Annotated in this window: 23 protein-coding genes; 9 read left to right on the forward strand and 14 right to left on the reverse strand. The window is 62.1% G+C overall.

Translation table 11 applies throughout. The features are described from left to right. Nucleotides 1-155: 155 nt before the first annotated feature. On the forward strand, nucleotides 156-755 hold the full coding sequence (gene phaR / locus ACP7AL_RS04005) for a polyhydroxyalkanoate synthesis repressor PhaR (RefSeq protein WP_006022461.1): 600 nt from the start codon (nucleotides 156-158) through the stop codon (nucleotides 753-755). Nucleotides 756-813: 58 nt separating this feature from the next. Here phaR and ACP7AL_RS04010 read toward each other — a convergent pair whose 3' ends face one another. After that, the gene (locus ACP7AL_RS04010) at nucleotides 814-2,514 is read right to left on the reverse strand and encodes an EAL domain-containing protein (RefSeq protein ID WP_425989111.1); all 1,701 of its coding nucleotides are present in this window, start codon (nucleotides 2,512-2,514) and stop codon (nucleotides 814-816) included. A 285-nt stretch (nucleotides 2,515-2,799) separates the two neighbouring features. Between ACP7AL_RS04010 and ACP7AL_RS04015 the strand changes: the two genes are divergently transcribed. Continuing rightward, entirely contained in the window at nucleotides 2,800-3,117 is a 318-nt protein-coding gene (locus tag ACP7AL_RS04015; protein WP_425989114.1) for a hypothetical protein, read from the forward strand. 6 nt (nucleotides 3,118-3,123) lie between these two features. On the opposite strand, the gene ACP7AL_RS04020 is transcribed toward ACP7AL_RS04015, so the two are convergent. The 3 genes from ACP7AL_RS04020 to mtgA all read right to left on the reverse strand — a co-directional run bounded on the left by ACP7AL_RS04020 (nucleotide 3,124) and on the right by mtgA (nucleotide 4,976). After that, the gene (locus ACP7AL_RS04020; protein WP_425989116.1) at nucleotides 3,124-3,831 is read right to left on the reverse strand and encodes a hypothetical protein; all 708 of its coding nucleotides are present in this window, start codon (nucleotides 3,829-3,831) and stop codon (nucleotides 3,124-3,126) included. A 147-nt stretch (nucleotides 3,832-3,978) separates the two neighbouring features. Then, the gene (rpmF, locus tag ACP7AL_RS04025; RefSeq protein WP_002713690.1) at nucleotides 3,979-4,161 is read right to left on the reverse strand and encodes a 50S ribosomal protein L32; all 183 of its coding nucleotides are present in this window, start codon (nucleotides 4,159-4,161) and stop codon (nucleotides 3,979-3,981) included. Between the two features lie 140 nt (nucleotides 4,162-4,301). Then, nucleotides 4,302-4,976, reverse strand: a complete 675-nt coding sequence (mtgA, locus tag ACP7AL_RS04030; RefSeq protein WP_425989119.1) for a monofunctional biosynthetic peptidoglycan transglycosylase — start codon at nucleotides 4,974-4,976, stop codon at nucleotides 4,302-4,304. A gap of 159 nt (nucleotides 4,977-5,135) precedes the next feature. Between mtgA and ACP7AL_RS04035 the strand changes: the two genes are divergently transcribed. Genes ACP7AL_RS04035 through ACP7AL_RS04045 form a run of 3 tightly spaced genes read left to right on the forward strand, consistent with a single transcriptional unit; the run spans nucleotide 5,136 to nucleotide 8,369 of the window. Next, nucleotides 5,136-6,062: a polyprenyl synthetase family protein gene (locus ACP7AL_RS04035; RefSeq protein ID WP_425989121.1), complete on the forward strand. Its 927-nt coding sequence runs from the start codon at nucleotides 5,136-5,138 to the stop codon at nucleotides 6,060-6,062. A gap of 14 nt (nucleotides 6,063-6,076) precedes the next feature. Further along, nucleotides 6,077-6,754: a DUF1345 domain-containing protein gene (locus ACP7AL_RS04040; RefSeq protein ID WP_425989123.1), complete on the forward strand. Its 678-nt coding sequence runs from the start codon at nucleotides 6,077-6,079 to the stop codon at nucleotides 6,752-6,754. A gap of 7 nt (nucleotides 6,755-6,761) precedes the next feature. After that, nucleotides 6,762-8,369, forward strand: a complete 1,608-nt coding sequence (locus tag ACP7AL_RS04045) for a Na+/H+ antiporter (RefSeq protein WP_425989125.1) — start codon at nucleotides 6,762-6,764, stop codon at nucleotides 8,367-8,369. Between the two features lie 34 nt (nucleotides 8,370-8,403). On the opposite strand, the gene ispG is transcribed toward ACP7AL_RS04045, so the two are convergent. The 3 genes from ispG to ACP7AL_RS04060 are packed head-to-tail and all read right to left on the reverse strand — an operon-like array spanning nucleotide 8,404 to nucleotide 11,195. Further along, nucleotides 8,404-9,693 carry a flavodoxin-dependent (E)-4-hydroxy-3-methylbut-2-enyl-diphosphate synthase gene (ispG, locus tag ACP7AL_RS04050; RefSeq protein WP_425989127.1) on the reverse strand — a complete coding sequence of 430 codons (1,290 nt, stop codon included), beginning with the start codon at nucleotides 9,691-9,693 and terminating at the stop codon, nucleotides 8,404-8,406. Nucleotides 9,694-9,711: 18 nt separating this feature from the next. Then, nucleotides 9,712-10,665, reverse strand: coding sequence for a DMT family transporter (locus ACP7AL_RS04055; RefSeq protein ID WP_425989129.1), 954 nt, complete (start codon nucleotides 10,663-10,665; stop codon nucleotides 9,712-9,714). A gap of 38 nt (nucleotides 10,666-10,703) precedes the next feature. Further along, nucleotides 10,704-11,195, reverse strand: coding sequence for a Fur family transcriptional regulator (locus ACP7AL_RS04060; protein WP_006022471.1), 492 nt, complete (start codon nucleotides 11,193-11,195; stop codon nucleotides 10,704-10,706). Nucleotides 11,196-11,383: 188 nt separating this feature from the next. On the opposite strand from ACP7AL_RS04060, the gene ACP7AL_RS04065 reads away from it, so the two are divergent. Further along, nucleotides 11,384-12,490: a patatin-like phospholipase family protein gene (locus tag ACP7AL_RS04065; protein ID WP_425989131.1), complete on the forward strand. Its 1,107-nt coding sequence runs from the start codon at nucleotides 11,384-11,386 to the stop codon at nucleotides 12,488-12,490. A gap of 149 nt (nucleotides 12,491-12,639) precedes the next feature. Here ACP7AL_RS04065 and pcaF read toward each other — a convergent pair whose 3' ends face one another. Beyond that, nucleotides 12,640-13,848, reverse strand: coding sequence for a 3-oxoadipyl-CoA thiolase (gene pcaF / locus ACP7AL_RS04070; protein WP_425989133.1), 1,209 nt, complete (start codon nucleotides 13,846-13,848; stop codon nucleotides 12,640-12,642). A 198-nt stretch (nucleotides 13,849-14,046) separates the two neighbouring features. Here pcaF and mutS point away from each other — a divergent pair, with 198 nt between their 5' ends. After that, nucleotides 14,047-16,779, forward strand: a complete 2,733-nt coding sequence (gene mutS / locus ACP7AL_RS04075) for a DNA mismatch repair protein MutS (protein WP_425989135.1) — start codon at nucleotides 14,047-14,049, stop codon at nucleotides 16,777-16,779. Between the two features lie 6 nt (nucleotides 16,780-16,785). On the opposite strand, the gene ACP7AL_RS04080 is transcribed toward mutS, so the two are convergent. The 4 genes from ACP7AL_RS04080 to ACP7AL_RS04095 all read right to left on the reverse strand — a co-directional run bounded on the left by ACP7AL_RS04080 (nucleotide 16,786) and on the right by ACP7AL_RS04095 (nucleotide 20,059). Continuing rightward, nucleotides 16,786-17,298 (reverse strand): OsmC family protein, encoded by a 513-nt coding sequence (locus ACP7AL_RS04080; protein WP_024921394.1) that lies wholly within the window; start codon nucleotides 17,296-17,298, stop codon nucleotides 16,786-16,788. A 56-nt stretch (nucleotides 17,299-17,354) separates the two neighbouring features. Further along, complete coding sequence (locus ACP7AL_RS04085) at nucleotides 17,355-18,134, reverse strand: ABC transporter ATP-binding protein (protein ID WP_024921393.1); 780 nt, start codon at nucleotides 18,132-18,134, stop codon at nucleotides 17,355-17,357. Beyond that, nucleotides 18,134-18,985 (reverse strand): ABC transporter permease, encoded by an 852-nt coding sequence (locus ACP7AL_RS04090; protein ID WP_425989139.1) that lies wholly within the window; start codon nucleotides 18,983-18,985, stop codon nucleotides 18,134-18,136. Before ACP7AL_RS04090 ends, ACP7AL_RS04085 begins: the two co-directional genes overlap by 1 nt. A gap of 99 nt (nucleotides 18,986-19,084) precedes the next feature. Continuing rightward, nucleotides 19,085-20,059 (reverse strand): aliphatic sulfonate ABC transporter substrate-binding protein, encoded by a 975-nt coding sequence (locus tag ACP7AL_RS04095; protein ID WP_425989142.1) that lies wholly within the window; start codon nucleotides 20,057-20,059, stop codon nucleotides 19,085-19,087. Between the two features lie 246 nt (nucleotides 20,060-20,305). Between ACP7AL_RS04095 and ACP7AL_RS04100 the strand changes: the two genes are divergently transcribed. Further along, entirely contained in the window at nucleotides 20,306-23,098 is a 2,793-nt protein-coding gene (locus ACP7AL_RS04100) for a [protein-PII] uridylyltransferase (RefSeq protein WP_425989144.1), read from the forward strand. Here ACP7AL_RS04100 and ACP7AL_RS04105 read toward each other — a convergent pair. After that, the gene (locus ACP7AL_RS04105; RefSeq protein ID WP_425989146.1) at nucleotides 23,095-23,634 is read right to left on the reverse strand and encodes a methylated-DNA--[protein]-cysteine S-methyltransferase; all 540 of its coding nucleotides are present in this window, start codon (nucleotides 23,632-23,634) and stop codon (nucleotides 23,095-23,097) included. The two genes, ACP7AL_RS04100 and ACP7AL_RS04105, sit on opposite strands and share 4 nt — an antisense overlap. Nucleotides 23,635-23,770: 136 nt before the next feature. On the opposite strand from ACP7AL_RS04105, the gene ACP7AL_RS04110 reads away from it, so the two are divergent. Then, nucleotides 23,771-24,145, forward strand: a complete 375-nt coding sequence (locus ACP7AL_RS04110; protein ID WP_425989148.1) for a DUF1304 domain-containing protein — start codon at nucleotides 23,771-23,773, stop codon at nucleotides 24,143-24,145. 18 nt (nucleotides 24,146-24,163) lie between these two features. Here ACP7AL_RS04110 and ACP7AL_RS04115 read toward each other — a convergent pair whose 3' ends face one another. Further along, nucleotides 24,164-24,592, reverse strand: coding sequence for a DUF1330 domain-containing protein (locus tag ACP7AL_RS04115; protein ID WP_425989150.1), 429 nt, complete (start codon nucleotides 24,590-24,592; stop codon nucleotides 24,164-24,166). Nucleotides 24,593-24,617 lie beyond the last annotated feature (25 nt).

A 24,617-nucleotide genomic window follows, 5' to 3' on the forward strand; every position in this document is an offset into this window, starting at 1 on the left:
CGGTTCCGCCCTTCCTGCTATGCCCGGACATTAACCGTCCTGCACAAAACGGTAGCCGTACCTTTCTGAAAGTGCTTAGTTTATTGCGATGCATTGTTTGCACTGCCCTCGGCAACGTTTGCCGGTTCCTCTTTACGCTAGGTACGTGTGACTCCATGGCAAAATCCGACCAGCCAATTACCATTAAAAAGTACGCCAATCGGCGCCTCTACAACACCGGCACCAGCACCTATGTGACGCTCGAAGACCTCGCCGCGATGGTGAAGGAAGGCGAAGACTTCCTCGTCTACGACGCGAAGACCGGTGACGACATCACCCGCTCTGTGCTGGCACAGATCATCTTCGAGCAGGAAAACAAGGCCGGCCAGAATCTGCTGCCAACCACATTCCTGCGCCAGTTGATCCGCTTCTACGGCGACAGCATGCAGATGGTGGTGCCGAAGTATCTCGAACAATCCATCGACACGCTGACGCGCGAGCAGGAAAAGTTCCGCAAGCAGATGACGAACACGTTCAGCAACACCCCGTTCGCGCCGCTCGAAGAACACGTCCGCCGCAACATGGAAATGTTCGAGCGCACGTTCGCGATGTTCAAGCCGTTCGGGGCGCCGGTGCGGAATCAAACTCCGTCCGCCGAATCCCCGCCGACTGCGAACGAGGCCCCGGAGGCCGACATCGACGATCTCAAGCGCCAGATGAAAGAGATGCAGGATCGTCTCGAACGGATGTCGAAAGAGTCAGAGAACAAGGGCTGATCGAAGCAGCCCTTGCAGCTCGTACGCGGCGGCAGGTTCTGCCGCCGATGTGGTGAAGTCAGTTAGCGCCTATCGCCGCGGCCGGCTTCGCCGCCATGGCCCATGGTTTCGTCAGTGACGCCAGTCCGGTCAGCCGTCCCTGAATGTAGTCGCAGCCCCAGCCCTGCAACAGCTTGGCGGACTCTTCATCCTGCACCCATTCGGCGACGGTCTTAATACCGAGCCGATGGGCGAGATCGATCAGGGTCTGCACGAAAGCCCGGTCATCCGATGAGCGCGCGATGTTCTGCACGAACGCGCCGTCGATCTTCACAATATCCACGCCCAGCTTTCGCAGGTTGCGGAACGACGTGTAACCCGCGCCGAAATCATCGATCGCAATCCGGCTGCCGAAATTTTTCAGCCGCGTGACGAAACCGCGAACGTCGTCCAGATCCTGGATCGCGACGGTTTCGGTGATCTCCACGATCAGCCGCTCGGCGACGCCGGGATGCGCCCGCATCAGCGATTCAATGCTGGCCCACCAGTCCGGATCCATAGTCGTGTCGGGCGAGATATTGAGACTGAGCTGGGCGTGAGGCGCGTCGGCCAGTTCAGCGACGACCAGTTCGAGCACCCTGTGATCGACAAGCCGGATCAGGCCGAGTTTCTCGGCGACCGGGACAATGTCCGGCGACAGCGAATACTCGCCGTCCTCCTGGCGCATCCGCACCAGGCACTCGTGGAATGCTGGCTGCCGCGAGCCCGTGGCCACAACCGGCTCGTAAGCCATCACAATACGGCGCTCATTCAGCGCCGTGACGATTTCATCGGTGACCCGGATGTTGACCCGGCGCTGGGCATCGCGTTCGACGTTCGGACGCCAGACCATCAGCGAACCCCGGCGGCGCGCCTTGGCGAGATCGAGCGCCTCCTGGGTACGGCTCATCGCCTCCTCGACGGTGCTGGCGTGCCGGAGTGCGTTGATAGCGCCAATCGACGCGGTCAATGCCACCGGACCGGAGCGCGTCGGCACTATTTCATCCCGGATTCCCGCAAGAAACCGCTCAGCCGCGACATGCATGTCATCGACAGAGCAGTTCTTCAGGATCAGGCCGAACTTGTTGCCGGAAAACCGGCCGAGCACATCGCCGCCGCGCAGCCGAGCACGAATGCGCTTTGCGACTTCGACGATGACTTCGTCGGCAACCTCATAGCCGAAGGCATCGTTGATCTGAGCAAGGTGATCGATGCCGACCAGCATGAATGCGAAGGATGAGCGGAAACGGCCGGCTTCTTCGATCGCCTCGGCTAGCGCCGCTGTCAGACGCGTGCGATTGAACTCGCCGGTCAGCGGATCGCCCTGCGAAAGCTTCAGAAGCTGCTCGTCCCGGGCGTGACGCTCGTTGTTGATGCGAATGATTCCCTGCGCTCGGGATGGCCTTCCATCCGCGCCGGCAAACCAGCGGCCGCATTCATCGACCCAGAGCACCGGCGACGACGTGCTGGGGCGCACGCCGTATTCGATCTGGTACGGCACACCCTCGCCGCTGTCCGTGGCAGTGGAGTTCAGCACCGCGTCGTTGCGGATGGCGCGCATCGGCTCGATCAGCTTCGAGAACTCGCTGGCCTTCGACAATGACGATTGCGGGATGTCGCGAAGCACGGCCGCGACGTTATCGCTCCAGTGCAGCGTGTCGCCGGCGATGTTCCAGGAAAAGCTCGCCTGCCCAAGGGCTGCGAGGAGATCCGCATCCGACGTTCGAAGAACGCTGTGCAAAAAGGGGCTGTCGCCGGGTGCGCCAGCAGGTCCCGGATTCCCCGAGGCTTGAAACGTCGTAGCTTTCAAAGGTGCCTCGTTCCGGGACGGCGGGGTGATTCGACGGCCAAGATTAAATCGTCCAACGCCCATCAGCCTAGGCCAACTTCCTGAACAATCCGACAAACCGCTTGATTATCAATGTCCGGAAGCAGGTAACCCCCTGCCAACCACATCCGGCATGGCCCTTGCGATGTCTTATCGAGGAAGCGCTTTGCGTCCCAAAATGAGACAGGCAGCCAGGTTATGATCGTATCCAGGATCGCATCGACGACCGGACCAAGCTCGCAGGCGCGGCAAACTGGGGCGGCAGCCAATCCCGCCTCCGCGGAGCCCGTTTCGCACCGGGCTCTGGTACCCGTCGAACCTCCGGGCCGGATGCCTGCGGTGCGCCCGGCACGCCCGGATGCATCGTTCGTGACCCATCTGATTGCCATGGCCGAGCAGACGCCTCAGACACGCACCTTGCGGCGCGCGACTCCGGCGGACGCGCACGCGGTCTACGGCCGCGCCGCGGCACTGCGTCCAAATTATTACGGGAAAGCGTTGTCGCAGACCGCCTGAAGCCGATCAGGGCTTCGGTGGCGTTTTAACCGTGCCATCCGGTGCGCTGTCCGACACAAGGTCGCTGACATTCCAGTCCGAAACCTTGCGATCTGCAGCGGGCGTTACGCCATCGGAATTGCGGATCACGGCGAGGGTCGGCACCGGCTTCGGCGAAGGCTCGGTGTCCGCGTGCTGGGAAGACGGGAACACTGGTTCAGCGGGCTTCACATCCTGATGCGGAGGGTCGAAAGCCGGTTCGGCCGGCGCGAGATTGGCCGGTGCAGGACTGACCGGCGCGGGACTGGCTGGCACGGGCGCAGGCTCGCGTTCGACCGCGGCAGGCTCAACGGCCCGAGTCCGGCGTTGCCGGTTGCGGAAGCCGATCGAAACCCCTGCGATAAACTCCACGACCATCAGCACGGTCAGCAGAAAAAAAGTCGATGTGCCGAACGGCACAAGCAGCAGAAACTCTGCCACCGCAGCGCCTGACACGATCAGAGACAGCAGATGATCGGTCAGATAGCGCGCGCCGGGACGCGCGGCCTTGATGACTTCGAACATCAGGAGAAGCGCTGTCAGCGCCAGTAGCGCATCGCCGAACGTCGGCGCCCACTGCACACCCGACATCAGGTTCACGCTCGCGACCGGCGCGGTGAAAGCCACGCCCGGCATCAGGAACACGAAGATGTTGTAGATCGCGAACGGAATCAGAAGCAGCGGAAAACCGATCATCGTCGGCAGGCTCTCTCTGAAGAAGTATCCTGTGATGCACAGGTCATCACATGCGTCTGTGGCGTTCTTATGAAGCCGCGTTCGCGTGCTCCCGCCAGCATCGCGGGCAAGCGCGCTGCGTGACAGCAGCGCGCCGCGATCCGGACGTTAGTCCTTCTTGACCTTCAGGACCTGGCGGCCCTTGTACATGCCGGTCTTGAGATCGAGATGATGCGGACGGCGAAGTTCGCCCGAATCCTTGTCCTCGACATAAGTCGGCTTCTTGAGCGCGTCCGCCGAGCGGCGCATGCCGCGGCGTGACGGCGAGGTTTTCCTGCGTGGAACGGCCATGGGATCGTCGTCCTCTAAATCAAGGCTCACCCGCCGGGCGGGGGCTCTCCAGAATTCGGATTGAGGCCGCGCTTATAGATGAAGGTTGCCGGGAAAGCTAGACCGACGGGCCCGAGAAAATAGGTCAAAAAGGCCCCAAATCAGCGATTTCGCTCCCAGCAATCGGAGATTTCAGCCGATTGGGCCCGGACCACATAAGTCCCTGCCATCCGCCGCACGCCCGGCCCCGGATTCCGGGCACTTCTGGTGACCGGGTTGGGCAGGATCGAGGCCAAAAGGGCTGCTTCGCGGGCCGACAGGGCCGCCGCGGGGCGTCCAAATGCATAGTTTGCACCCGCCTCCGCACCGAACTGACCGTCCGGGCCGAGCTCGGCCACATTCAGGTAAAGCTCCAGAATGCGCTTCTTGGACAGCACCAGATCGATCCACATCGCCAGCGGGAACTCAAGCGCCTTGCGGACCACGCTTCGCCCCGGCCAGAGGAACAGGTTCTTTGCCACCTGCTGCGTAATGGTCGATCCTCCGCGCGCGACCTCGCCGTCCTGCGCGTCCTCAATGATGTTCCGGACCGAATCCCAGTCGATGCCGTGATGAAAACAGAATTTGGCGTCCTCGGCAGCGACGACGGAGCGCGGCAGCGCCTCGGACATCTCGTCGAGATCGACCCATTTGCGGGTGACGGTTTGGCCCGTGAGATATCGCCCGATCATCAATGTGGAGACAGGGTGACCGCTGCCGTAGAGCGGGGTCAGCACGTAGGGCAAAAGCACCAGCCCCAGTACCACCAGCAAAACCATGCGGATCAATCTTCGCATCACACCTCGTGTCCGGGGAGCTCTTCCAGCAACCCCGACCAACAGAAACCATGCCTTTTTGTTTTTTCCAATCCCCGGCCAAGCCAGGCTTTGCGGAATTGACGCGGGCGCTGCCATAACCGATTGTCCGCCGAAATTTGCGTTCGTTTGGAGTTTTTGATGACCACCGGCACTACACCACAGGATTTCATGAAACGGCTTGACACCACGGCCGCCGACACGGAGGCGCTGTTGACGCGCCTTTTGTCTGACCAGCCGTTGTCCGGCGAGATCGTGCGCCCGCACCGGCTAATGGAGGCGATGCGTTATTCAAGCCTCAATGGCGGCAAGCGGCTGCGTCCGTTTCTGGTGGTGGAAAGCGCCGCCGTGTTCGGCGTGCCGCGCGATGCTGCGCTGATGGCCGGCGCCGCGCTGGAATGCATCCATTGCTATTCGCTGATTCATGACGATCTGCCGTCGATGGACAACAGCGATCTGCGGCGCGGACGGCCGACCTCGCACAAGAAGTTCGATGACGCCACCGCGATCCTCGCGGGCGACGGGCTGCTCACCATCGCCTTCGACATCATTACACGCGATGAAGTTCACAAGGACCCGACGGTGCGCCTGCTGCTGACCCGCGCACTCGCACGCGCTGCCGGCGTCGGCGGCATGGTGGGTGGCCAGATCATGGATCTCGCCGGCGAGGGCCGTTTCGGCGATCCCGAGCCACCGGACGTCGCCAAACTGCAGCAGATGAAGACCGGCGCATTGCTCAAGTATGGCTGCATCGCCGGCGCGCTGCTCGGCCAGGCGCCGAAGGACCAGTACGACGCGCTCGATGCCTATGGTCACGCGCTTGGCGAAGCGTTCCAGATCGCCGACGATCTTCTGGACGTCGAAGGCGACGCTGCCGCCCTCGGCAAGCCTGCCGGGCAGGATGCGGCGGCGGGCAAAACCACGTTCGTCACACTGCTGGGAATTGACGGCGCCAAGGCGCGCGTGCGCGACCTTCTGAAGCACGCCGATGCCGCGCTCGCGCCGTTCGGTGCGAAGGGCGATGTCCTGCGCGCGACCTCGCGTTTCGTCGCCGAGCGGCAGAACTAGAAAGGCGCAGCAGCATGCCGGGCAAGAAGGACGGCGATCCGTATCTTCTCCGCCTCAAAGGCATGCCCAGGCCGCTCCGCATTATCTACGGACGCCCGCGCACATTCATCGCGCTGGCGATCGGCCTTGTATCGCTTTTTGTACTGCCGATGTCGTGGCGGCCTGCGAGCCGCCTTCTCGTGGCATGGGATATCTTCGTCGCGATCTACATGATCCTCGCTTACGTGACGGTGTTCACGTGCGACACCGCTCAAATCCGCCGGCAGGCGGCGATCCAGGACGACGGGCGCTTCTTTATTCTCGCCATGACGGGCCTTGGCGCCTTTGCGAGTATTGCCGCCATCGTTATGGAGCTTGCTGTCAAACCGCAGGGAACGCCGCAGCTCGTGCTTGCGGTTGTGACCATCGCGCTGTCATGGGCGATGATCCACACCACATTTGCGCTGCATTACGCCCACGACTTCTATCGTGGCGCCAAGGCTGGCGGACTTTCGTTTCCGGGCGGAGGCGATCCTGACTACTGGGATTTCGTTTATTTCTCTTTCGTAATCGGCATGACCGCGCAGGTGTCGGATGTCGGCGTCACCGACAAGATCATCCGCCGGACTGCAACGGTCCACGGCGTCGTTTCGTTTATCTTCAACACCGCGCTGGTGGCCTTGATGGTCAATATCGCGGCCAGCGCAATATGACCGGTTCATGGTAACAATTTTCCTCACTTTCCTTCTTGTGCTTACGGCACTTGCGGCTTCCGCAACACTCGCGAAACGGCTGTCGGTCGCGCCGGCCATCGTTTTCCTGATCGTTGGAATCATCCTGGCATTTCTGCCGGGATTCCCGCGCATCGAGATGAAGCCGGAAGGCATCCTGCTGCTGGTGCTGCCGCCGCTGATCTATTCGTCCGGCGTGTCGATGAGCTGGCGCGAATTCAAGGCCAACCTGCGCCCGATCGGCCTGCTCGCCATCGGCTGTGTGATCTTCACGACCGTGCTGGTCGCCGCCGCTGCCCATTATGCGCTTGGATTGCCCTGGAGCGTGGGTTTCGTCCTCGGCGCAATCGTGTCGCCGCCGGATGTCGTCGCGCCGCTCGCCATCGCCAAACGGCTGAAACTGCCGCATCGTATTCTCGTCATTCTCGAAGGCGAAGGGTTAGCGAATGACGCCACCGCGCTGATCCTCTACCGGTTCGCGGTGCTCGCCGTCAGTACGGGCACATTCTCGCTCCCGCCCGCTGCCGGAACATTCGTTGCGATCATCATCGGGGAAATTCTGTTCGGCATTGCGGTGGGCTGGCTCAGCCTGCGCTTGCGGCAATGGGCGCACGATCCGCGCGTCGAGATTTCGTTGTCGCTGCTGACGCCGTATCTCGCCTTCTGGGTTCCTGAGCACTTTCACGGATCGGGCGTGATCGCCACCGTCGTGACCGGCCTCTATGTAAGCTGGAATGGACCGCTGCTGATTTCATCGAAAACCCGATTGCAGGGCATCTTTTTCTGGGACTTCACGATCTGGCTTATCGAGGGCGTGCTGTTCCTGATGATCGGCTTCCAGTTGCGGCTTTTAATGGAGAAATCGAAAGCGCTTCCGGTATCCGAGATCCTGACGGCCATTGCGATTGTCTCGGCAATCGTCGTCATCGCACGCTTCCTGTGGGTTTTTCCAGGCACGTACCTGCCGCGTCTCCTGAGCAAGAGAGTTGCCGCGCGGGACGCCAAACCGCCATGGCGATACATCGTCGTTATCGGCTTCACCGGCATTCGCGGCGTTGTCTCGCTTGCCGTCGCGCTAGCGTTGCCGCTGACGCTGCCGAACGGACAGGACTTCCCGTATCGTGATCTCATCCTGCTCGTCACCTTCGGCGTCATCATCTTCACGCTGATCGGCATCGGACTGACGCTGCCGTTGCTGGTCAAGCTGCTCGGTCTGTCGGAACACGGACATCTTGAAGCAGTCCGCGAGCGGGAAGCCGAAATCGCAGCACGGCGTGAAATTCTCGAATCGGCTCGCGAATCGCTCGACCGGATCATCAAGGAACGCAACCTGCCTGAGGGGCTTGCCAGATTTCTCGAGGCCCGTCATGAAACCCGCATGCGCGCGCTGCCCGAACCTCCACGGGAAGAAGGTCAGTTCACACCTGCCACGCAAGGCGCGGCGTTGGTGCGCGAAATCATCACGATCGAGCGAACATGCCTTCACAGACTGTTGCGCGAGGGCAAGATCACCGACGAAACACGCCGGCGTATCGAGCGCGATCTCGATCTTGAAGAAGCCGTCGTCGATAACCGCGAAAAAAACGACCCGCTGTAACAGCGGGCCGTATACGCGCGAATGCGCGCTGAACTTATTCCGCTGCGGTTACGGCCGAAGCCTTCGCCCCTGCGCCACCGTAACGCTGATCGATATAATCGATCACCAGCGCCTTGAAGTCGGCGGCAATGGTTGGCCCGCGCAGCGTGCGGAATTTCTGGCCGTCGACAAACACCGGCGCGGCCGGAGTTTCGCCGGTCCCGGGCAACGAGATGCCGATATTGGCATGCTTGGATTCGCCGGGGCCGTTGACGATGCAGCCCATCACCGCGACGTTTAGTTCTTCGACGCCGGGATAGCGGGTTTTCCAGTTCGGCATTTCGTCCCGAATGAACGCCTGAATATCGCGTGCCAGTTCCTGGAACACGGTCGACGTGGTGCGGCCGCAGCCCGGGCACGCCGCGACCAGCGGCACAAAGGTGCGGAAACCCATGGTCTGGAGAATTTCCTGAGCGACCTTTACCTCGATCGTGCGGTCGCCGCCCGGCTCCGGCGTCAGCGAGACGCGGATGGTATCGCCGATGCCGTCCTGAAGCAGAATGCCGAGTGCCGCGCTCGAGGCGACGATGCCCTTCGAGCCCATGCCGGCTTCGGTGAGGCCAAGATGGATGGCGTAATCGGAACGCGCCGCGAGCTCGCGGTAAACCGCGATCAGATCCTGCACGTTCGACACCTTGGCCGACAAAATCATCCGGTTCTTGGGCAGGCCGATTTCCTCGGCACGCGCCGCCGACAGCAGCGCCGACTGCACCATCGCTTCGCGCGTCACCGCGCGGGCGTCGATCGGGTCAGGCGACTTCGCGTTCTCTTCCATCAGCTTGGTCAGCAATTCCTGATCGAGCGAACCCCAGTTCGCGCCGATGCGGATGGTCTTGCCGTGTTTGAGCGCCATTTCGACAATGTCGGTGAACTGCGTGTCACGCTTGTTCTTGAAGCCGACGTTGCCGGGATTGATGCGATACTTCGACAGCGCCGCGGCGCAGGCCGGGTGATCGGCCAGCAGCTTGTGGCCGATGTAGTGAAAGTCGCCGATCAGCGGCACGTCGATCCCGAGCTTGTCGAGTTTCTCGCGGATGTGCGGAACGGCGGCAGCCGCTTCGTCGCGGTCCACCGTGATGCGAACCATCTCCGAGCCGGCGCGCGCAAGCGCTGCAACCTGCTTGACGGTACCCTCGATGTCCGCGGTGTCGGTGTTGGTCATCGACTGCACCACGATCGGTGCGCCGCCTCCGACCTTGACGTTACCGACTGTCACCTGAACCGTCCGATGGCGCCCCTTGGGGCCAGCCTGGATTTCCTTGGTCCGCTCTTTCAGATCGCTCACGTCAAAATCTCTTTGGGCTCAGGTGTCATTTTCGGTGACCGGAAGCAGGGGGTTCCCCGCCGGCTCGCCGGGGCGGTTTACCAGATATAGGCCTGCCATGACCAGAAGGGCAGCCCCCGCAAAGGCCAATGTCAGGGTGTCGTGCATCACGAAATAGCCCCCAACGACCCCAAACAGGGGCGTCATGAAGGTAAATGACGACAGTTTGCTGGCCGAGTAGGTTTTGACCAGGGCAACCCAGATCAGGAATGTGATCCCAACAATCCAGACCGTCTGGTAGATCATCAGTCCCCAGGCCAGCGCTCCCGGCATATGGGTGATGCTCTCGCCGGAGACAGCCGCCCCGAGCGCCAGAATCGGAACCGACACGGCAACCTGATAGGCCAGCGTCTTTTCGGCAGGGGCATGCAACAGCGGCGTCGCCTTCACGATCAGCGTGGTCACGGCCCACAGGATGCCGCCTGCCATCACAAGGACATCTCCCATGATGACCCCGGCGTCCACCGACGGTTGCGGCACGCCGATCGCCAGCGCCACGCCGACGAACGACAGCGCGAGCCCGCCCCACTGCAAGCGGATCAACTGCTCGCCGAGGAAGCGCTTCGAGCCGAGCGCGACAACGAACGGCGCAATGTAGAGAAACACGACCGCACGCGATGCCGTGGTGTAGACCAGCCCGCGGTAGATCAGGATGAACTCGACGCCAAAGAAAATTCCGGCGATCAACCCTGCGCGCAGCGTGCCATCGCGTTTGAACAGCGAGACGCCGCGAAACCATGCCACGATGAGAATGATCATCAGGCCGCCCGCGGAACGAATTGCGGCCTGGGTCAGCGGGGGAATATCAGGCAGCGCCAATTTGACCGTGATCTGATTGAAGCCCCAGCTGAGGCACAACATCACCATCAGGGCGATAGCCGTCGTGTTCAACGGACGCCCCGCTGGCACGACCTTCAAACCGTCTGATGGCATGGCACCCCGTGTCCGGCTTTCCGCCGTGTTGTTCTGATTTAGGCAGCTCGTTGACAATGTGCGCAGGTGCCGGTGATTTCCACCACCGATAATTTCGGTGCGAAGCCCGTGCCGCGCGCGGCTTCGTTGAAACTTTGTGCGAGCGGCGCGGCCGGAATCTCGCCGACCGATCCGCAGGTCTCGCAGATCAGGAACGCCACCACCGCCGTCTCGTCGTGATTATGCGCGCAGGCAAGAAACGCGTTGCGGCTTTCGATGCGATGGACCAGACCGTTGTCCATCAGGAAATCCAGCGCACGATAGACCGTGATCGGCGCCGGTCGCGGCATGGTCTTGGCAAGCTCGTCGATCACTTCATAGGCACCGAGCGGCCGATGGCTCGAGAGCAACGCGCCCAAAACCTGCCGCCGGATCGGCGTGAACTTCTGCCCGCGCCCGGTACAAACCTTTTCGGCATGCGAGAACGCATCCTCGGCGCAACGGCCGTGGTCATGGTTTGGGTCAGGGAAAACGGGCTTCGCTTGTTTCATTCGCCCAATATGTAGTGCGGTTAGGATGATTCCGCTCATAATTTCAGCGGCATAACTTGACACAACATTTTGCAATGCATCATTTTTATTGCATTGCATCATAAAAGCCCCAAATCATCGGCATACAAAGGAACTTCGCGGGTCTCCAGGGAACCCCATAATTGAACCATTTCAGAGAGAAAGAGCTCATGGCGACCACTCTCAAGACCTATCTCGACAACCTGACTCCTTGGAACTTTTCCGGCGTGCGCAAGGCGGGCGCCGCCAAGAAGATCAATCTGGCGCTTCAGGGCGGGGGATCGCATGGCGCGTTTACCTGGGGCGTGCTGGATCAGTTTCTTGCCGACGGGCGACTGGAAATCACCGGGATTTCCGGTGCGTCTGCGGGCGCCCTGAATGCGGTGATGGTTGCGGACGGTCTCACCCGTGGCGGTCCCGAAGAGGCACGCAAGCGCCTCGCCGAATTCTGGCGCGCGACAAGTACCGGCGGCGATCTTCCTCCGGTCCAGCGCGCGATGACCGACCGGATGTTTTCATTGATGCCGTTTGCAGCCACACCGCTGCAGAACTGGTTCGAGGCGATGGCGCATTACTTCTCGCCGTACGAACTAAATCCGCTCAATATCAATCCGCTCAGTCAGCTCATCGAACGTTTCGTCGATTTCGACGCGCTGCGCGCCAACACGGATCTCGCACTCTACATCTCGGCGACCAATGTTCATACGGGCCGGCTGCGCATTTTCGCGAACGAGAAGATCACCGCTGACGTGGTAATGGCCTCCGCCGCACTGCCTTTCATGTTCCGCGCGGTCGAGATCGACGGCGTGCCGTATTGGGACGGCGGCTACATGGGCAATCCCGCGATCTTTCCCTTTTTGCAAGCGACCGACGCAGAAGACGTGCTGGTGGTGCAGATCAACCCGGTGTCGCGCACCACGACGCCGCGAACCTCCGGCGAGATCATCAACCGGCTGAATGAGATCACCTTCAACTCGGCGCTGATCTCTGAATTGCGCACCATGGATTTCGTCAATCAGTTGATCGACGACGGCCGGTTGCCGCGCGGCACCGGCAAGGACCAGTACCGCCGGCTCAACATTCACCGGATCGATCTCGGCGGTCTCGGCACGCGCCTTGCCGCCTCCAGCAAGATGAAGACCGACTACGACTTCTTCGAACTGCTCCACCGGGCCGGCATGCGCGCCGCCAAGAAATTCCTCGACAACCATTTCGACGATATTGGCCGCCGGAGCACGATCGACCTTGCTGCCGAATCCGGCGTGGAATGGGCTTAGCCGCGATGAAGTATGTCGAGCCCGCACGCTGATCGATCGAGGGAGGCGCCGCTGCATCAATAATCGCAGGCGAGCGATCATGCGGCAGGCTCCGCACCAAAGCAAAACGGGGAGCCGAAGGCTCCCCGTTTGCATCAGATCCGGAACGATCAGTTCAGTTTTTCGATGGCCGCCGCGGCGCCCTGCCCGACGCCGACACACATGGTGGCCAGCGCGTACTTGCCGCCGCGCTTTTCGAGACCATGCACAGCCGTCAGCACCAAACGCGCACCGCTCATGCCGAGCGGATGACCGAGCGCAATCGCGCCGCCATGCGGGTTCACGAAATCAGCATCTTCCTTGACGCCAAGCTGGCGCAGCACCGCGATGCCCTGCGACGCGAACGCTTCGTTGAGCTCGATCAGATCGATGTCACCGATCTTGAGGCCAAGCTTCTCGAGCAGCTTGCGCACCGCCGGCACGGGGCCCATGCCCATCACACGCGGCGCGACACCAGCCGATGCATGACCGAGGAGCTTTGCGCGCGGCGTCAGGCCGTGTTTCTTCACGGCTTCTTCCGAGGCGAGGATCAGCGCAGCCGCACCGTCATTAACGCCCGAGGCGTTTCCGGCCGTCACCGTACCGTCGGGACGCGTGACAGGCTTCAGCTTGGCAAGCTGCTCAATTGTGGTTTCGGGACGCGGATGTTCGTCCTTGTCCACAATCACAGGACCGGCCTTGCCACCGGCAACCGTTACCGGGGTAATTTCCTCGGTGAAGTAACCTGCGGCGATTGCCTTGCCCGCGCGCTGCTGCGAGCGGATTGCGAAAGCGTCCTGATCGGCGCGCGAGATCTGGTAATCGGTCGCCACGTTCTCACCGGTTTCCGGCATGGAATCGACGCCGTACATCTTCTTCATCAACGGATTGACGAACCGCCAGCCAATGGTGGTGTCGTAGGTCTCGACCGCGCGCTGATAAGCCTCGTTGGCCTTGCCGGTGACAAACGGCGCACGCGTCATGGATTCGACACCGCCCGCGATGGCGAAATCGATCTCCCCTGCGCGGATCGCGCGCGCCATACCGCCGACCGCATCGAGACCCGACGCGCAGAGCCGGTTGACGGTCATGCCAGGCACTGTCTCCGGCAATCCGGCCAGCAACAGCGCCATGCGAGCGACGTTACGGTTGTCTTCGCCGGCCTGATTGGCACAGCCATAGGCGACTTCATCCAGCGCACCCCAGTCGGCCTTGGGATTGCGCTCCATCAGAGCCTTGATGGGCGCCGCGGCCAGATCGTCCGCACGCACCCTTGCCAGCGATCCGCCGAACCGGCCGATTGGCGTCCGCACCGCATCACAGATGTAAACATCACGCATGGTCGTTCTCCCTGAAGTTGGTCCGGACAAAGTCCTCGGCTGCCGCGAGTTTTAGGAAGCACGACGCGGGGCGTCAAATGATCGATGACCGGAACAGCCTGATTGGCCGGCAGAGCGGCCATGCACCGGCCGTCTCAAGGCGTGGAAAACGTCCCGTGCAATTCCACCATGCGAAAGAACTTTGCTAGTGTTCGCTCCATGACCATCCATTCCACGCCCCCCGCACCGCTTAACGCCGAAACTGCCTCCCCGGAGGCCGCCGGACGCGTGACGCCGATGATGGAACAGTACCTTGAAATAAAGGCCGCCAATCCGGGCCTGCTGCTGTTCTACCGGATGGGCGATTTCTATGAACTCTTCTTCGAAGACGCCGAGACCGCCTCGCGCGCGCTTGGCATCACGCTGACCAAACGCGGCAAGCACATGGGCGAAGACATCCCGATGTGCGGCGTGCCGGTGGAGCGCTCCGATGACTATCTGCACAGACTGATCGCACTGGGTCATCGCGTCGCGGTGTGCGAGCAGACCGAAAATCCTGCCGAAGCGCGCAAGCGCGGCAACAAGAGCGTGGTGCGGCGCGACGTGGTGCGGCTGGTGACGCCGGGCACCCTGACCGAAGACACACTGCTCGACGCCAAGACCAACAATTATCTGCTGGCGATTGCACGGACGCGCGGATCCTCTTCCGCCGGCGACCGCATCGGACTGGCGTGGATCGATGTTTCGACGGCGGAGTTCAGCGTCACCGAATGCAGCGCCGCCGAGCTTGGCGCGACGCTGGCGCGAATCAATCCCAATGAAGTGATCGTCACCGACGCGCTGTACTCCGATCCGGAATTGTCTGCGCTGTTTCGCACGCTGACCGCCGTGACCCCGGTGACGCGCGATGTGTTCGACGCCGCCACCGCCGAGCGGCGGCTGTGCGACTATTTCGCCGTCGCGACCATGGACGGCTTCGGCGCGATGTCGCGCCTTGAGGCGACTGCGGCCGCAGCGGCGGTGACGTATGTGGACCGTACGCAGGTCGGCCAGCACCTGCCCCTGTCGCCACCGGCGCGCGAGGCGGCCGGCACGACGATGGCGATCGACCCTGCCACCCGGGCCAACCTCGAACTTACGCGAACGCTGGCGGGCGAGCGGCGCGGATCGCTGTTAGATGCCATCGACTGCACAGTCACCGCAGCCGGCTCGCGGCTGCTGGCGCAGCGCCTCTCCGCGCCGCTGACTGACAGCACCACCATCTCGCATCGGCTCGACGCCGCTGCATTATTCGTGAACGACAGCGCCGCACGCGACGATCTGCGCGGGATTCTGCGCGCGGCGCCTGACATTTCGCGCGCACTGGCGCGGCTGTCCGTCGGGCGCGGCGGGCCGCGTGATCTCGCCGCGCTACGCGACGGAATTCTGGCGGCGGACAAGGCCGTCGAGCGGCTGGCGCGGATCGAAAAACTTCCACGCGACATCATGCTTGCCATCGACGCACTGCGCCGCCCGTCCCGCGACCTCGCAAAGGAATTCGCGCGCGGCCTCGCCGACGAGCTACCGCTGTTCAAACGCGATGGCGGCTTCGTGCGTGCCGGCTATGAACCCGCGCTCGATGAAACGCGTAACCTGCGAGATGCCTCGCGGCTGGTGGTGGCCGCGATGCAGGCGCGCTACGCCGACGACACCGGCATCAAGGGCCTGAAGATCCGGCATAACAATGTGCTTGGCTACTTCGTCGAGGTCACCGCGCAGCACGGCGACAAGCTGATGGCTGCGCCGCTCAACGCGACCTTCATCCACCGTCAGACCCTCGCCGGACAGGTGCGTTTCACCACAACCGAACTGGGCGAAGTCGAGGCCAAGATCGCCAATGCCGGCGACCGCGCCCTCGGGCTTGAACTCGAGATATTCGACAAGCTGTGCGCAATGGCGGTTGCGTCCGGTGACGACCTGCGCGCCGCGGCACACGCGTTTGCGCTTCTCGATGTGACGTCCGCGCTGGCAAAACTCGCGGTCGACGAGAATTATGCACGGCCCGTAGTGGATAATTCGCTTAAGTTCTCCATCGAAGGCGGTCGCCATCCTGTCGTCGAACAGGCGCTCAAGCGCGATGGGCAGCCTTTCATCGCCAATGCCTGCGATCTGTCGCCAGGGCCGTCACAATCCTCCGGACAGATCTGGCTGCTGACCGGCCCGAACATGGCCGGTAAATCGACTTTCCTGCGGCAGAATGCGCTCATCGCGCTGATGGCGCAGATCGGCAGCTTCGTGCCCGCCAAGCTTGCTCATATCGGCATCGTCGACCGGCTGTTCTCCCGCGTCGGCGCAGCGGATGATCTCGCGCGCGGCCGCTCAACCTTCATGGTCGAGATGGTGGAAACCGCAGCGATCCTCAATCAGGCGGGCGAGCGCGCACTGGTGATCCTGGACGAGATCGGCCGCGGCACCTCGACCTTCGACGGGCTCTCGATTGCGTGGGCCTCGATCGAACATTTGCATGAGAGCAATCGATGCCGCGCGCTGTTCGCCACGCACTATCATGAATTGACCGCACTCTCGGCCAACCTGCCGCGATTATTCAACGCCACAGTGCGCGTCAAGGAATGGCAGGGCGACGTGGTGTTCCTGCACGAGGTGCTGCCGGGATCGGCGGATCGTTCTTACGGCATTCAGGTCGCAAAGCTCGCCGGCCTGCCGGCTGCGGTGGTGGCGCGCGCGAAGTCCGTGCTCGCGAAACTGGAAGCACAGGACCGTGGCACCACGGCGCGTGCGCTGGCCGACGACCTGCCGCTGTTCGCAGTCCCGTCACGCGCGGCCGCCGAACCCCAGCCGCCAAGCGCCGCCGATCAGGTGGCCGAGGCGCTCAGCGCGCTACATCCCGACGAGATGTCGCCGCGCGAGGCGCTGGACGCACTCTATGCGTTGAAGGCGAAGCTGCCGAAGTAACGCACGTTAAATACGATTGAGCGACACCACGGTCTTCGGGCCGTTCTTGATGGTCTGGTAGACCACGCAGTAACGCTCGGTGAGTTTCAGAAGCTGATCGAGCTTGTCCTGCGGCGCGTCGGTATCGACATCGAAACGCAGACGAATTTCCGCAAACCCGACCGGCGCTTCCTTGTCGACGCCGAGGGTGCCGCGAAAATCGAGATCGCCTTCAGCGGTGACGTTGCCGGACTTCAGTGGTGCATCAATCGCGGTCGCCACCGACTTCAGCGTCACACCGGCACACGCCACCAGCGCTTCGAGCAGCATGTCGCCCGAACACAGTTCAAGCCCGGAGCCGCCGGTCGCCGGATGCAACCCCGCGATCGCGGCGGCCGCCTTGCCGGTCTCCACCTTGCAGGACAGACCTTCGCTGTCGAGCGATCCTTTCGCCTTCAATGTGATGAACGCAGCCTTGGGATCGGATTTGTAGCGATCCTTGATCGGCGCCTGCATGGCGCGGAGTGCAGTTGAATCCATTGTCTCGTTCTCCGTTTCCATCGGCATCAACAACGCCGTATGCAGCTTATTCCGCTTTATATCCCCTCGCCGACCGTCAGCGAAACGTCCGCGGGACGCATGGCTCGGTTGAGCGAGCGATCCAGCGACGCCAGCACCTGATGCTTGACCGTCTCGAAGGCAGATGAATTCCTGTCGCGCGGACGGGAGAGGTCCACCCGGATCTCCTCGAACAGACGTCCCGGCAATGGCCGCATGACCACCACGCGGTCGGCCAGCACCACCGCCTCATCGACATCGTGGGTGACAAGAACGAGGGTCGGCTTGGTGTCGGCCCACAGATCGAGCAGATGATCCTGCAAATCGGCACGCGTGAAGGCGTCGAGCGCGGAGAACGGCTCGTCCAGCAACAGCACCTCCGGCGACGGCACCAGCGCCCGCGCGATGGCGACACGCTGCGCCTGCCCGCCCGACAATTCACGCGGCCAGGCATTGGCCTTATCGGCAAGGCCGACACGCGCCAGAGCACGCGCAATCCGCTGTTGCCGCTCCCCGGATGTCAGATGACCTAGGCCGAAGCCGATATTCTCCGCGACGCTGAGCCACGGCAGCAGCCGCGGCTCCTGAAAGATGATGCCGATCTTTTCGTGGGGCGCGGTGATCGAGATGGCATCGAGCGTGACCGACCCGGTCGTCGCGCGGTCGAGCCCGGATATCGCGCGCAGCAGGGTGGATTTCCCGCAGCCCGATCCGCCGATAATCGCGACGATCTCGCCGGGCTTGATGCGTGCGGAAAAATTCTCCAGTGCATGGACGCCGTTCGGATAAGTCTTGCCGACATGATCGAGGGCGAGCATCAGGCTGCTCCCGCATGCGCGCCGAAGGAATCCTGCCAACGCAGGAATGGCGCCGCCGCTACCTGGATCAGCCAGTCCGTGGTCTTGCCAAGGACTGCGAACACGATGATGGCAGCAACGATCTGCGCGGGTTTGCCGAGTTGCTGGCCGTCCGTGAGCAGATAGCCGAGGCCCTCCGACGCGCCCATGAATTCAGCGGCCACCACGAACATCCAGCCAAGACCGAGACCGGAGCGCAGCGATACGATGTAAGCCGGCAGCACTGCCGGCAGCATGATGCGCCGGATCATCGCAAAGGCGCTGAGGCGGAAAATGCGGCCGACCTCGACGATCTTGCGGTCCACGGCAAGGATCGCGCCCATCACGCCGAGATAGATCGGAAAGAAAACGCCGACCGCGATCAGCGCCACCTTGGAGGTTTCGAAAATCCCGAGCCAGAGGATAAACAGCGGCACCCAGGCAATCGAGGGGATCGCACGCAAGGCCTGAAAGGTCGGATCGAGCAGACGCCGCGCCAGCGTCCAGTAGCCGCAGATCGCGCCAAGAATTGTTCCTGCCGCGATGCCGAGACCGAAACCTGTACCGACGCGGCTCAGTGTCGCGATAATGTGCCGGCTCAATTCGCCGCTGGCAGAGAGTTCAACCAGCGTCTGCCAGATGCGGCTCGGCGGAGGCACCAGCCGACCGTTGGAATAACCGAACCGCACGGCAAGCTCCCACGCCAGCGCAAGGCCGAGCGGCAGCAGCAAGCCAATTGCAGGACGCGCAACGCGGCGCAGGCGGCCGGCCGGGCGCGATCCCGCCTCCTTCGCGATGACGTCCGGCGCTGGCGTGTCGAGTGTCATGGTCATAGCAGAAACCGCTTATCACAACCGATTGCAAGAGTACTCAGCGCGAAGGCCCGCAGGCTTGCGGCATGCGGGCCTGTTAACGTGCCATCCGCGGCCTCGTCAGTTCGTCGGCAGCGGGACCTGATCGTCAATCAGCGCATCCACCGTCGCCTTCACGTCGACGCCCGGCTGGATCACGCCGGCCTGCTGAAGGGCAAGACCCGCGGCCAGAATGGACTCGCGCTGCGGCGCGCCGATCCGGTTATGCGTCAGCTCGGTGCGTTCCTTGAGCTGCTTGTCGACCACAGTTTCCGGCAGCTTGGTGACCGCGATGAAGCCTTTTTTCAGTTCATCGTAATTGGCTAGCGAATACTTGCGCGCCTCCTCATAGACTGCGAGCACGCGCTGAACGATCTTCGGATTGTCCTTCAGGAACTGTTCGCGGACATTGAGAATGCCCCAGGTATTGGCCTCGGGCTTGCGGAAGAACAGCTTTGCGCCGTCCTCGATTTCAGCCTGCGCCATCATCGGATCGAGCCCCGCCCACGCATCGACGTCGCCGCGGATCAGCGCGGCTTTGCCGTCGGCGTGCTGCAACAGAACAGGTGTAATGTCCTTGTCGGTCAGGCCCGCGTCCAGCAGCGCCCGCACGAGGAAAATGTGCGGATCGGTGCCGCGCGTCACCGCAACGCGCTTGCCTTTCAGATCGGCGACCTTCGCAATCCTGGAGTCCTTGCCCGTCACCAGCGCAGTCCATTCGGGACGCGAATAGACATAGACCGATTTGATCGGATTGCCGTTGATCTTCGCGACCAGGGCGGCCGAACCGGCCGTCGAACCGAAATCGATCGAACCGGCATTGAGGAACTCGAGCGCCTTGTTGGAGCCCGCCGACTGCACCCAGACGATCTTGATCCCGTCCTTCTCGAATTCCTTTTCGAGCAGACCCTTTTCCTTCAGGATGATCGACACCGGGTTGTAGGTCGCCCAGTCGATCGCGATCTGCTTCGGCGCGTCGGCTGCAAGGGCAGCAACCGGGGCGAACACAGCGCCTGCGATCAAGGCAGCAACAGCGCGTCGGGTTGGTCGGAACATCGTCGTCTCCATCTGGATCGATTAGCGGGTGATTTGGGACTTCCGGTGCATACGACCGCTTGCCCAATACGAAAAAATCATGATATTTTTCAATAAGTTAAACGGGAACGTCAACGAGAAAATAACTCCGTAAATGCAACCCGCAGGAGAACTGCCTTCCCCCAAAGGGAGGAAAATCAGAACGTACGGCTCGTCTTGCCGCAATCCGCTGGTGACTCCGTTGCCGCCGTCCGTTATCCGAATGGAATGGACAGCGTGACGGCCCCACTCCCGGACGACGACGTGATATTCGACAGCGAACGCATCGCAGGCGAAATCGACGCGCTCGCGCAGCAACACGCCGGAAAAGACGATCTGCTTCGGGCAGCCATTACGCAACTGCTGAAAAGCGAACTCGCGCAGGCCCGCGAGGTCGCGCAGACAGAACTGCTAAAGGATCGACACGGGCGGCGATGTGCCGAGCGGCTTTGCTTCGTTCAGGACGAGATCATCCGAATCCTTTTCAACGCCGCGACCAGACATCTTTATCATTCGCCGACGCCGTCAGACTCCGAACGCATGGCCGTCATCGCCACCGGCGGTTATGGCCGCGGTCTGATGGCGCCTGAGTCCGACATCGACCTCCTGTTCATCCTTCCCTACAAGCAGACCGCCTGGGGCGAGCAGGTCGCGGAAGCGATCCTTTACTGCCTTTGGGACATGGGACTGAAGGTCGGTCACGCCACCCGCTCCATCGACGAATCGATCCGGCAGGCGCGGGGCGACATGACGATCCGCACCTCGGTGCTGGAAACGAGATTCCTCACCGGCGACACAGCGCTCTACGACGAACTCGTCACCCGTTTCGACAAGGAAGTCGTACAGGGGACGGCGACTGAATTCGTCGCGGCAAAACTCGCTGAACGTGAAGAGCGGCACCGGCGCGCAGGCCAGTCACGATATCTCGTTGAGCCCAACGTCAAGGACGGCAAGGGCGGTCTGCGCGATCTGCACACGCTGTTCTGGATCGCCAAATACGTCTACCGCGTCAGCAACACCGAAGATCTCGTCCAACGTGGCGTGTTCGATCCGCAGGAATACCGCACGTTCCGCCGCTGCGAGGACTTCCTCTGGTCGGTCCGCTGCAACATGCACTTCTTCACCGGCCGTCCTGAAGAGCGGCTGTCGTTCGAAATGCAGCGCGAGATCGCGCAGCGGCTCGGCTACACCTCGCATCCCGGCATGCAGGACGTCGAGCGCTTCATGAAGCATTACTTCCTGATCGCCAAGGAAGTCGGCGATCTCACCGCGATCCTGTGCGCCAAGCTGGAAGATCAGGAAGCCAAGCCCGCGCCGGTGCTGAGCCGGATGATGGCCAGGCTTCGGCCCGGCCGCAAACGCGGCCGCGTTCCGGGCGGCGAAGATTTCGTGATCGACAACAACCGCATCAATCTTGCCGCGCCCGACGTGTTCAAGACCGATCCGGTCAACCTGATCCGCATTTTCCGGCTCGCACAGAAAAACAATCTGGCGTTTCACCCCGACGCCATGCGCGCGGCAACGCGCTCGCTCGGGTTGATCACGCCGAAGCTGCGTGAGAATCCCGAAGCCAACAAACTGTTCATGGAAATTCTGACGTCGAACGACGCGGAAACGGTGCTGCGGCGGATGAACGAGGCCGGCGTGCTCGGCCGCTTCATCCGAGCGTTCGGCCGGATCGTGTCGATGATGCAGTTCAACATGTATCATCACTACACGGTCGATGAGCATTTGCTGCGCTGTATCGGCATCCTTCAGGACATCGAGCGCGGCGGGAACGATGAATTCGTGGTCGCCAGCGACCTGATGCGGAAAATCCATCCCGAGCATCGCGCCGTGATCTACATGGCGGTGTTCCTGCACGACATCGCCAAAGGCCGTCCCGAGGATCACTCCATCGCGGGCGCCAAGGTCGCGCGGCGGCTTTGCCCGCGCTTTGGATTCAATGCAGCCGACACCGAGCTGATCGCGTGGCTGATCGAGGAACACCTCACCATGTCCACGGTGGCGCAATCGCGCGACCTGTCGGACCGCAAGACCATCGAGAACTTCGCAGCGGTCGTTCAGTCGGTCGAGCAGATGAAGCTGCTGACCATCCTGACCACGGCCGACATTCGGGGCGTCGGCCCCGGCGTCTGGAACGGCTGGAAAGCACAGCTCATCCGCACGCTGTATTATGAAACAGAACCGGTGCTGACCGGCGGCTTCTCCGAGGTCAATCGGGCCCAGCGCATCGACGCGGCGCAGGCGGAATTCCGTGCAACCTTCACCGAGTGGCCTACCGCCGAACTCGAGGCCTATATCTCACGGCACTATCCTGCTTACTGGCTGAAGGTGGAACTGCCGCGCAAGATTCGCCACGCGCGCTTCGTCAAGGCCAGCGAGGCCGGCGGCCACAAGCTCGCGGTCAATGTCGGCTTCGATGAGGGACGCGGCGTTACCGAACTGACGATCATGGCGCCCGATCATCCCTGGCTGCTGTCGATCATCGCGGGCGCCTGTGCCTCCGCCGGAGCCAACATCGTCGACGCGCAGATCTACACCACCACCGACGGCATCGCGCTCGATACCATCGCGATTACCCGCGAATACGATCGCGACGACGACGAAGGACGGCGCGCAACCCGCATCGGCGACACCATCGAACAGGTACTGGAGGGCAAGCTGCGCCTGCCGGACATGATGGCGCGCCGCACGGCCTCCAGGACCCGGCTCAAGCCATTCAGCGTCGAGCCGGAAGTCAGCATCAACAATCAGTGGTCGGATCGCTACACCGTGATCGAGGTTTCCGGTCTCGATCGTCCGGGCCTGCTGTTCCAGCTCACCACCGCGATTTCGAAACTGAACCTCAACATCGCATCGGCCCATGTCGCCACCTTCGGCGAGCGCGCCCGCGACGTGTTCTATGTCACGGACCTCCTCGGCGCGCAGATTACTGCGCCGACGCGACAGGCCGCCATCAAGCGGGCATTGATCCATCTGCTCGCCAATGGCGACGCGGCGGAGAAACCCGCAGCCTAGTTGCGTGCTCGCTTGCCGAGCGCCGCGCCTTCATGTGCGAGCAGCCATTCCTTGCGCGCGAGCCCGCCGCCATAGCCGGTCAGCGAGCCATCGGCGCCGATCAGCCGGTGACACGGCACGACGACACTGACCGGATTTGAACCGTTGGCGAGCCCGACCGCGCGAGCTGCATTCGGCACATTCAGGCGGGCAGCGAATGCACCGTAGCTCGATGTTTTCCCCGCACTGATTTTTTGCAGCTCCGTCCAAACCTTGCGCTGGAATGGCGTGCCGTTGGTTTTCCATTTGATCTTTTTCAGCTCGCCAAGGTCTCCGGCAAAATAGCTTGTCATTGCTGCCGCGATGCTTTTGGGAGCGGGCGCCTTCTCCAAGGCATAGTCCCCGTAATGCCGCCGCAGCAGGCGATGCAGCCGTGTCTCGTAATCACTCCAGTCGAGTGCGCGCAGGAAGCCCTGATCGTCGGTGACGAGCAAAGCGGTGCCGATCGGCGTCTCAAGCCGATCGAGGTGGAATCGCTGAGGTTGTTTTGCGGTCATGTCCGGTGTCCGTCATCACGAGTTTCGGCCATCCTGGCCGCAGTGACGTGGGAAGTCTTTCCGTTTTCCGACAACGTCGAGGTCTCGGCAATCGCCGCGCTTGCTGCTAGGTTCCACTCGTACAGGGGGAATTGCCATGAATTTGATTGCCAATGTTCTCGTCGCACTGGTCGCGGCGTTGCACATCTATTTCCTGGTACTGGAGATGTTTCTCTGGACCAAGCCGAAGGGCCTCGCGACATTCGGCAACACGATCGAGAAAGCGCAAGCCTCCGCGGTGCTCGCCGCCAATCAGGGACTTTATAACGGCTTCCTGGCTGCCGGTCTGATATGGGGGCTGCTCCACCCAAACCTGGCGTTCGGCTTCCAGATCAAGGTGTTCTTCCTGCTGTGCGTGATCGTGGCCGGGCTTTACGGCGGCTATTCGGTCAGCAAGCGGATAATCATGGTGCAGGCGCTTCCCGCTGCGGTCGCGCTTGTATTGCTCTGGTTGGCGCGCGCCGCGGCCTGAGCCGGGACGTAGCTCGCATCACACGGGGATTTCGCCGAAGGTTTTACCGACCTGCATCGGAGCGGTGCGGATCAGCCGCGAGTCCTCGACTGCGGCTTGACGATGCTTGACCGCTTCGCGGTAAGCCGGGTCGCGGATCATTTCCACGAATGCGGCGACGCTCGGATACTCGGCGATGAAGCAGTGATCCCATCGCTCCGATGAAGGACCGATCAGCATCAGTTCGAACTTGCCCTGCCAGACGATCCGGCCGCCAAGCCGCGTGAACACCGGCCCACTCTCGCGGCCGTAACTGTCATAGGCTTCCGCACCGGTCGCCTTGCGCCCGTCGGGATATTTCGCCTGCGCATGCAGCCGCACCAGATTCAGCATGTGGATCGGGCCGGGACGATCATTCTCACGAAACGCCGCAAACACGTCCTTGGTGGGGTCGATATGGCCGGTCATCGTCGGTACCTTTATGCATGAAATT

The sequence above is a fragment of the Afipia sp. DC4300-2b1 genome (genome assembly GCF_049895725.1).
GTDB classification, from domain to species: Bacteria; Pseudomonadota; Alphaproteobacteria; order Rhizobiales; family Xanthobacteraceae; genus Afipia; species Afipia broomeae.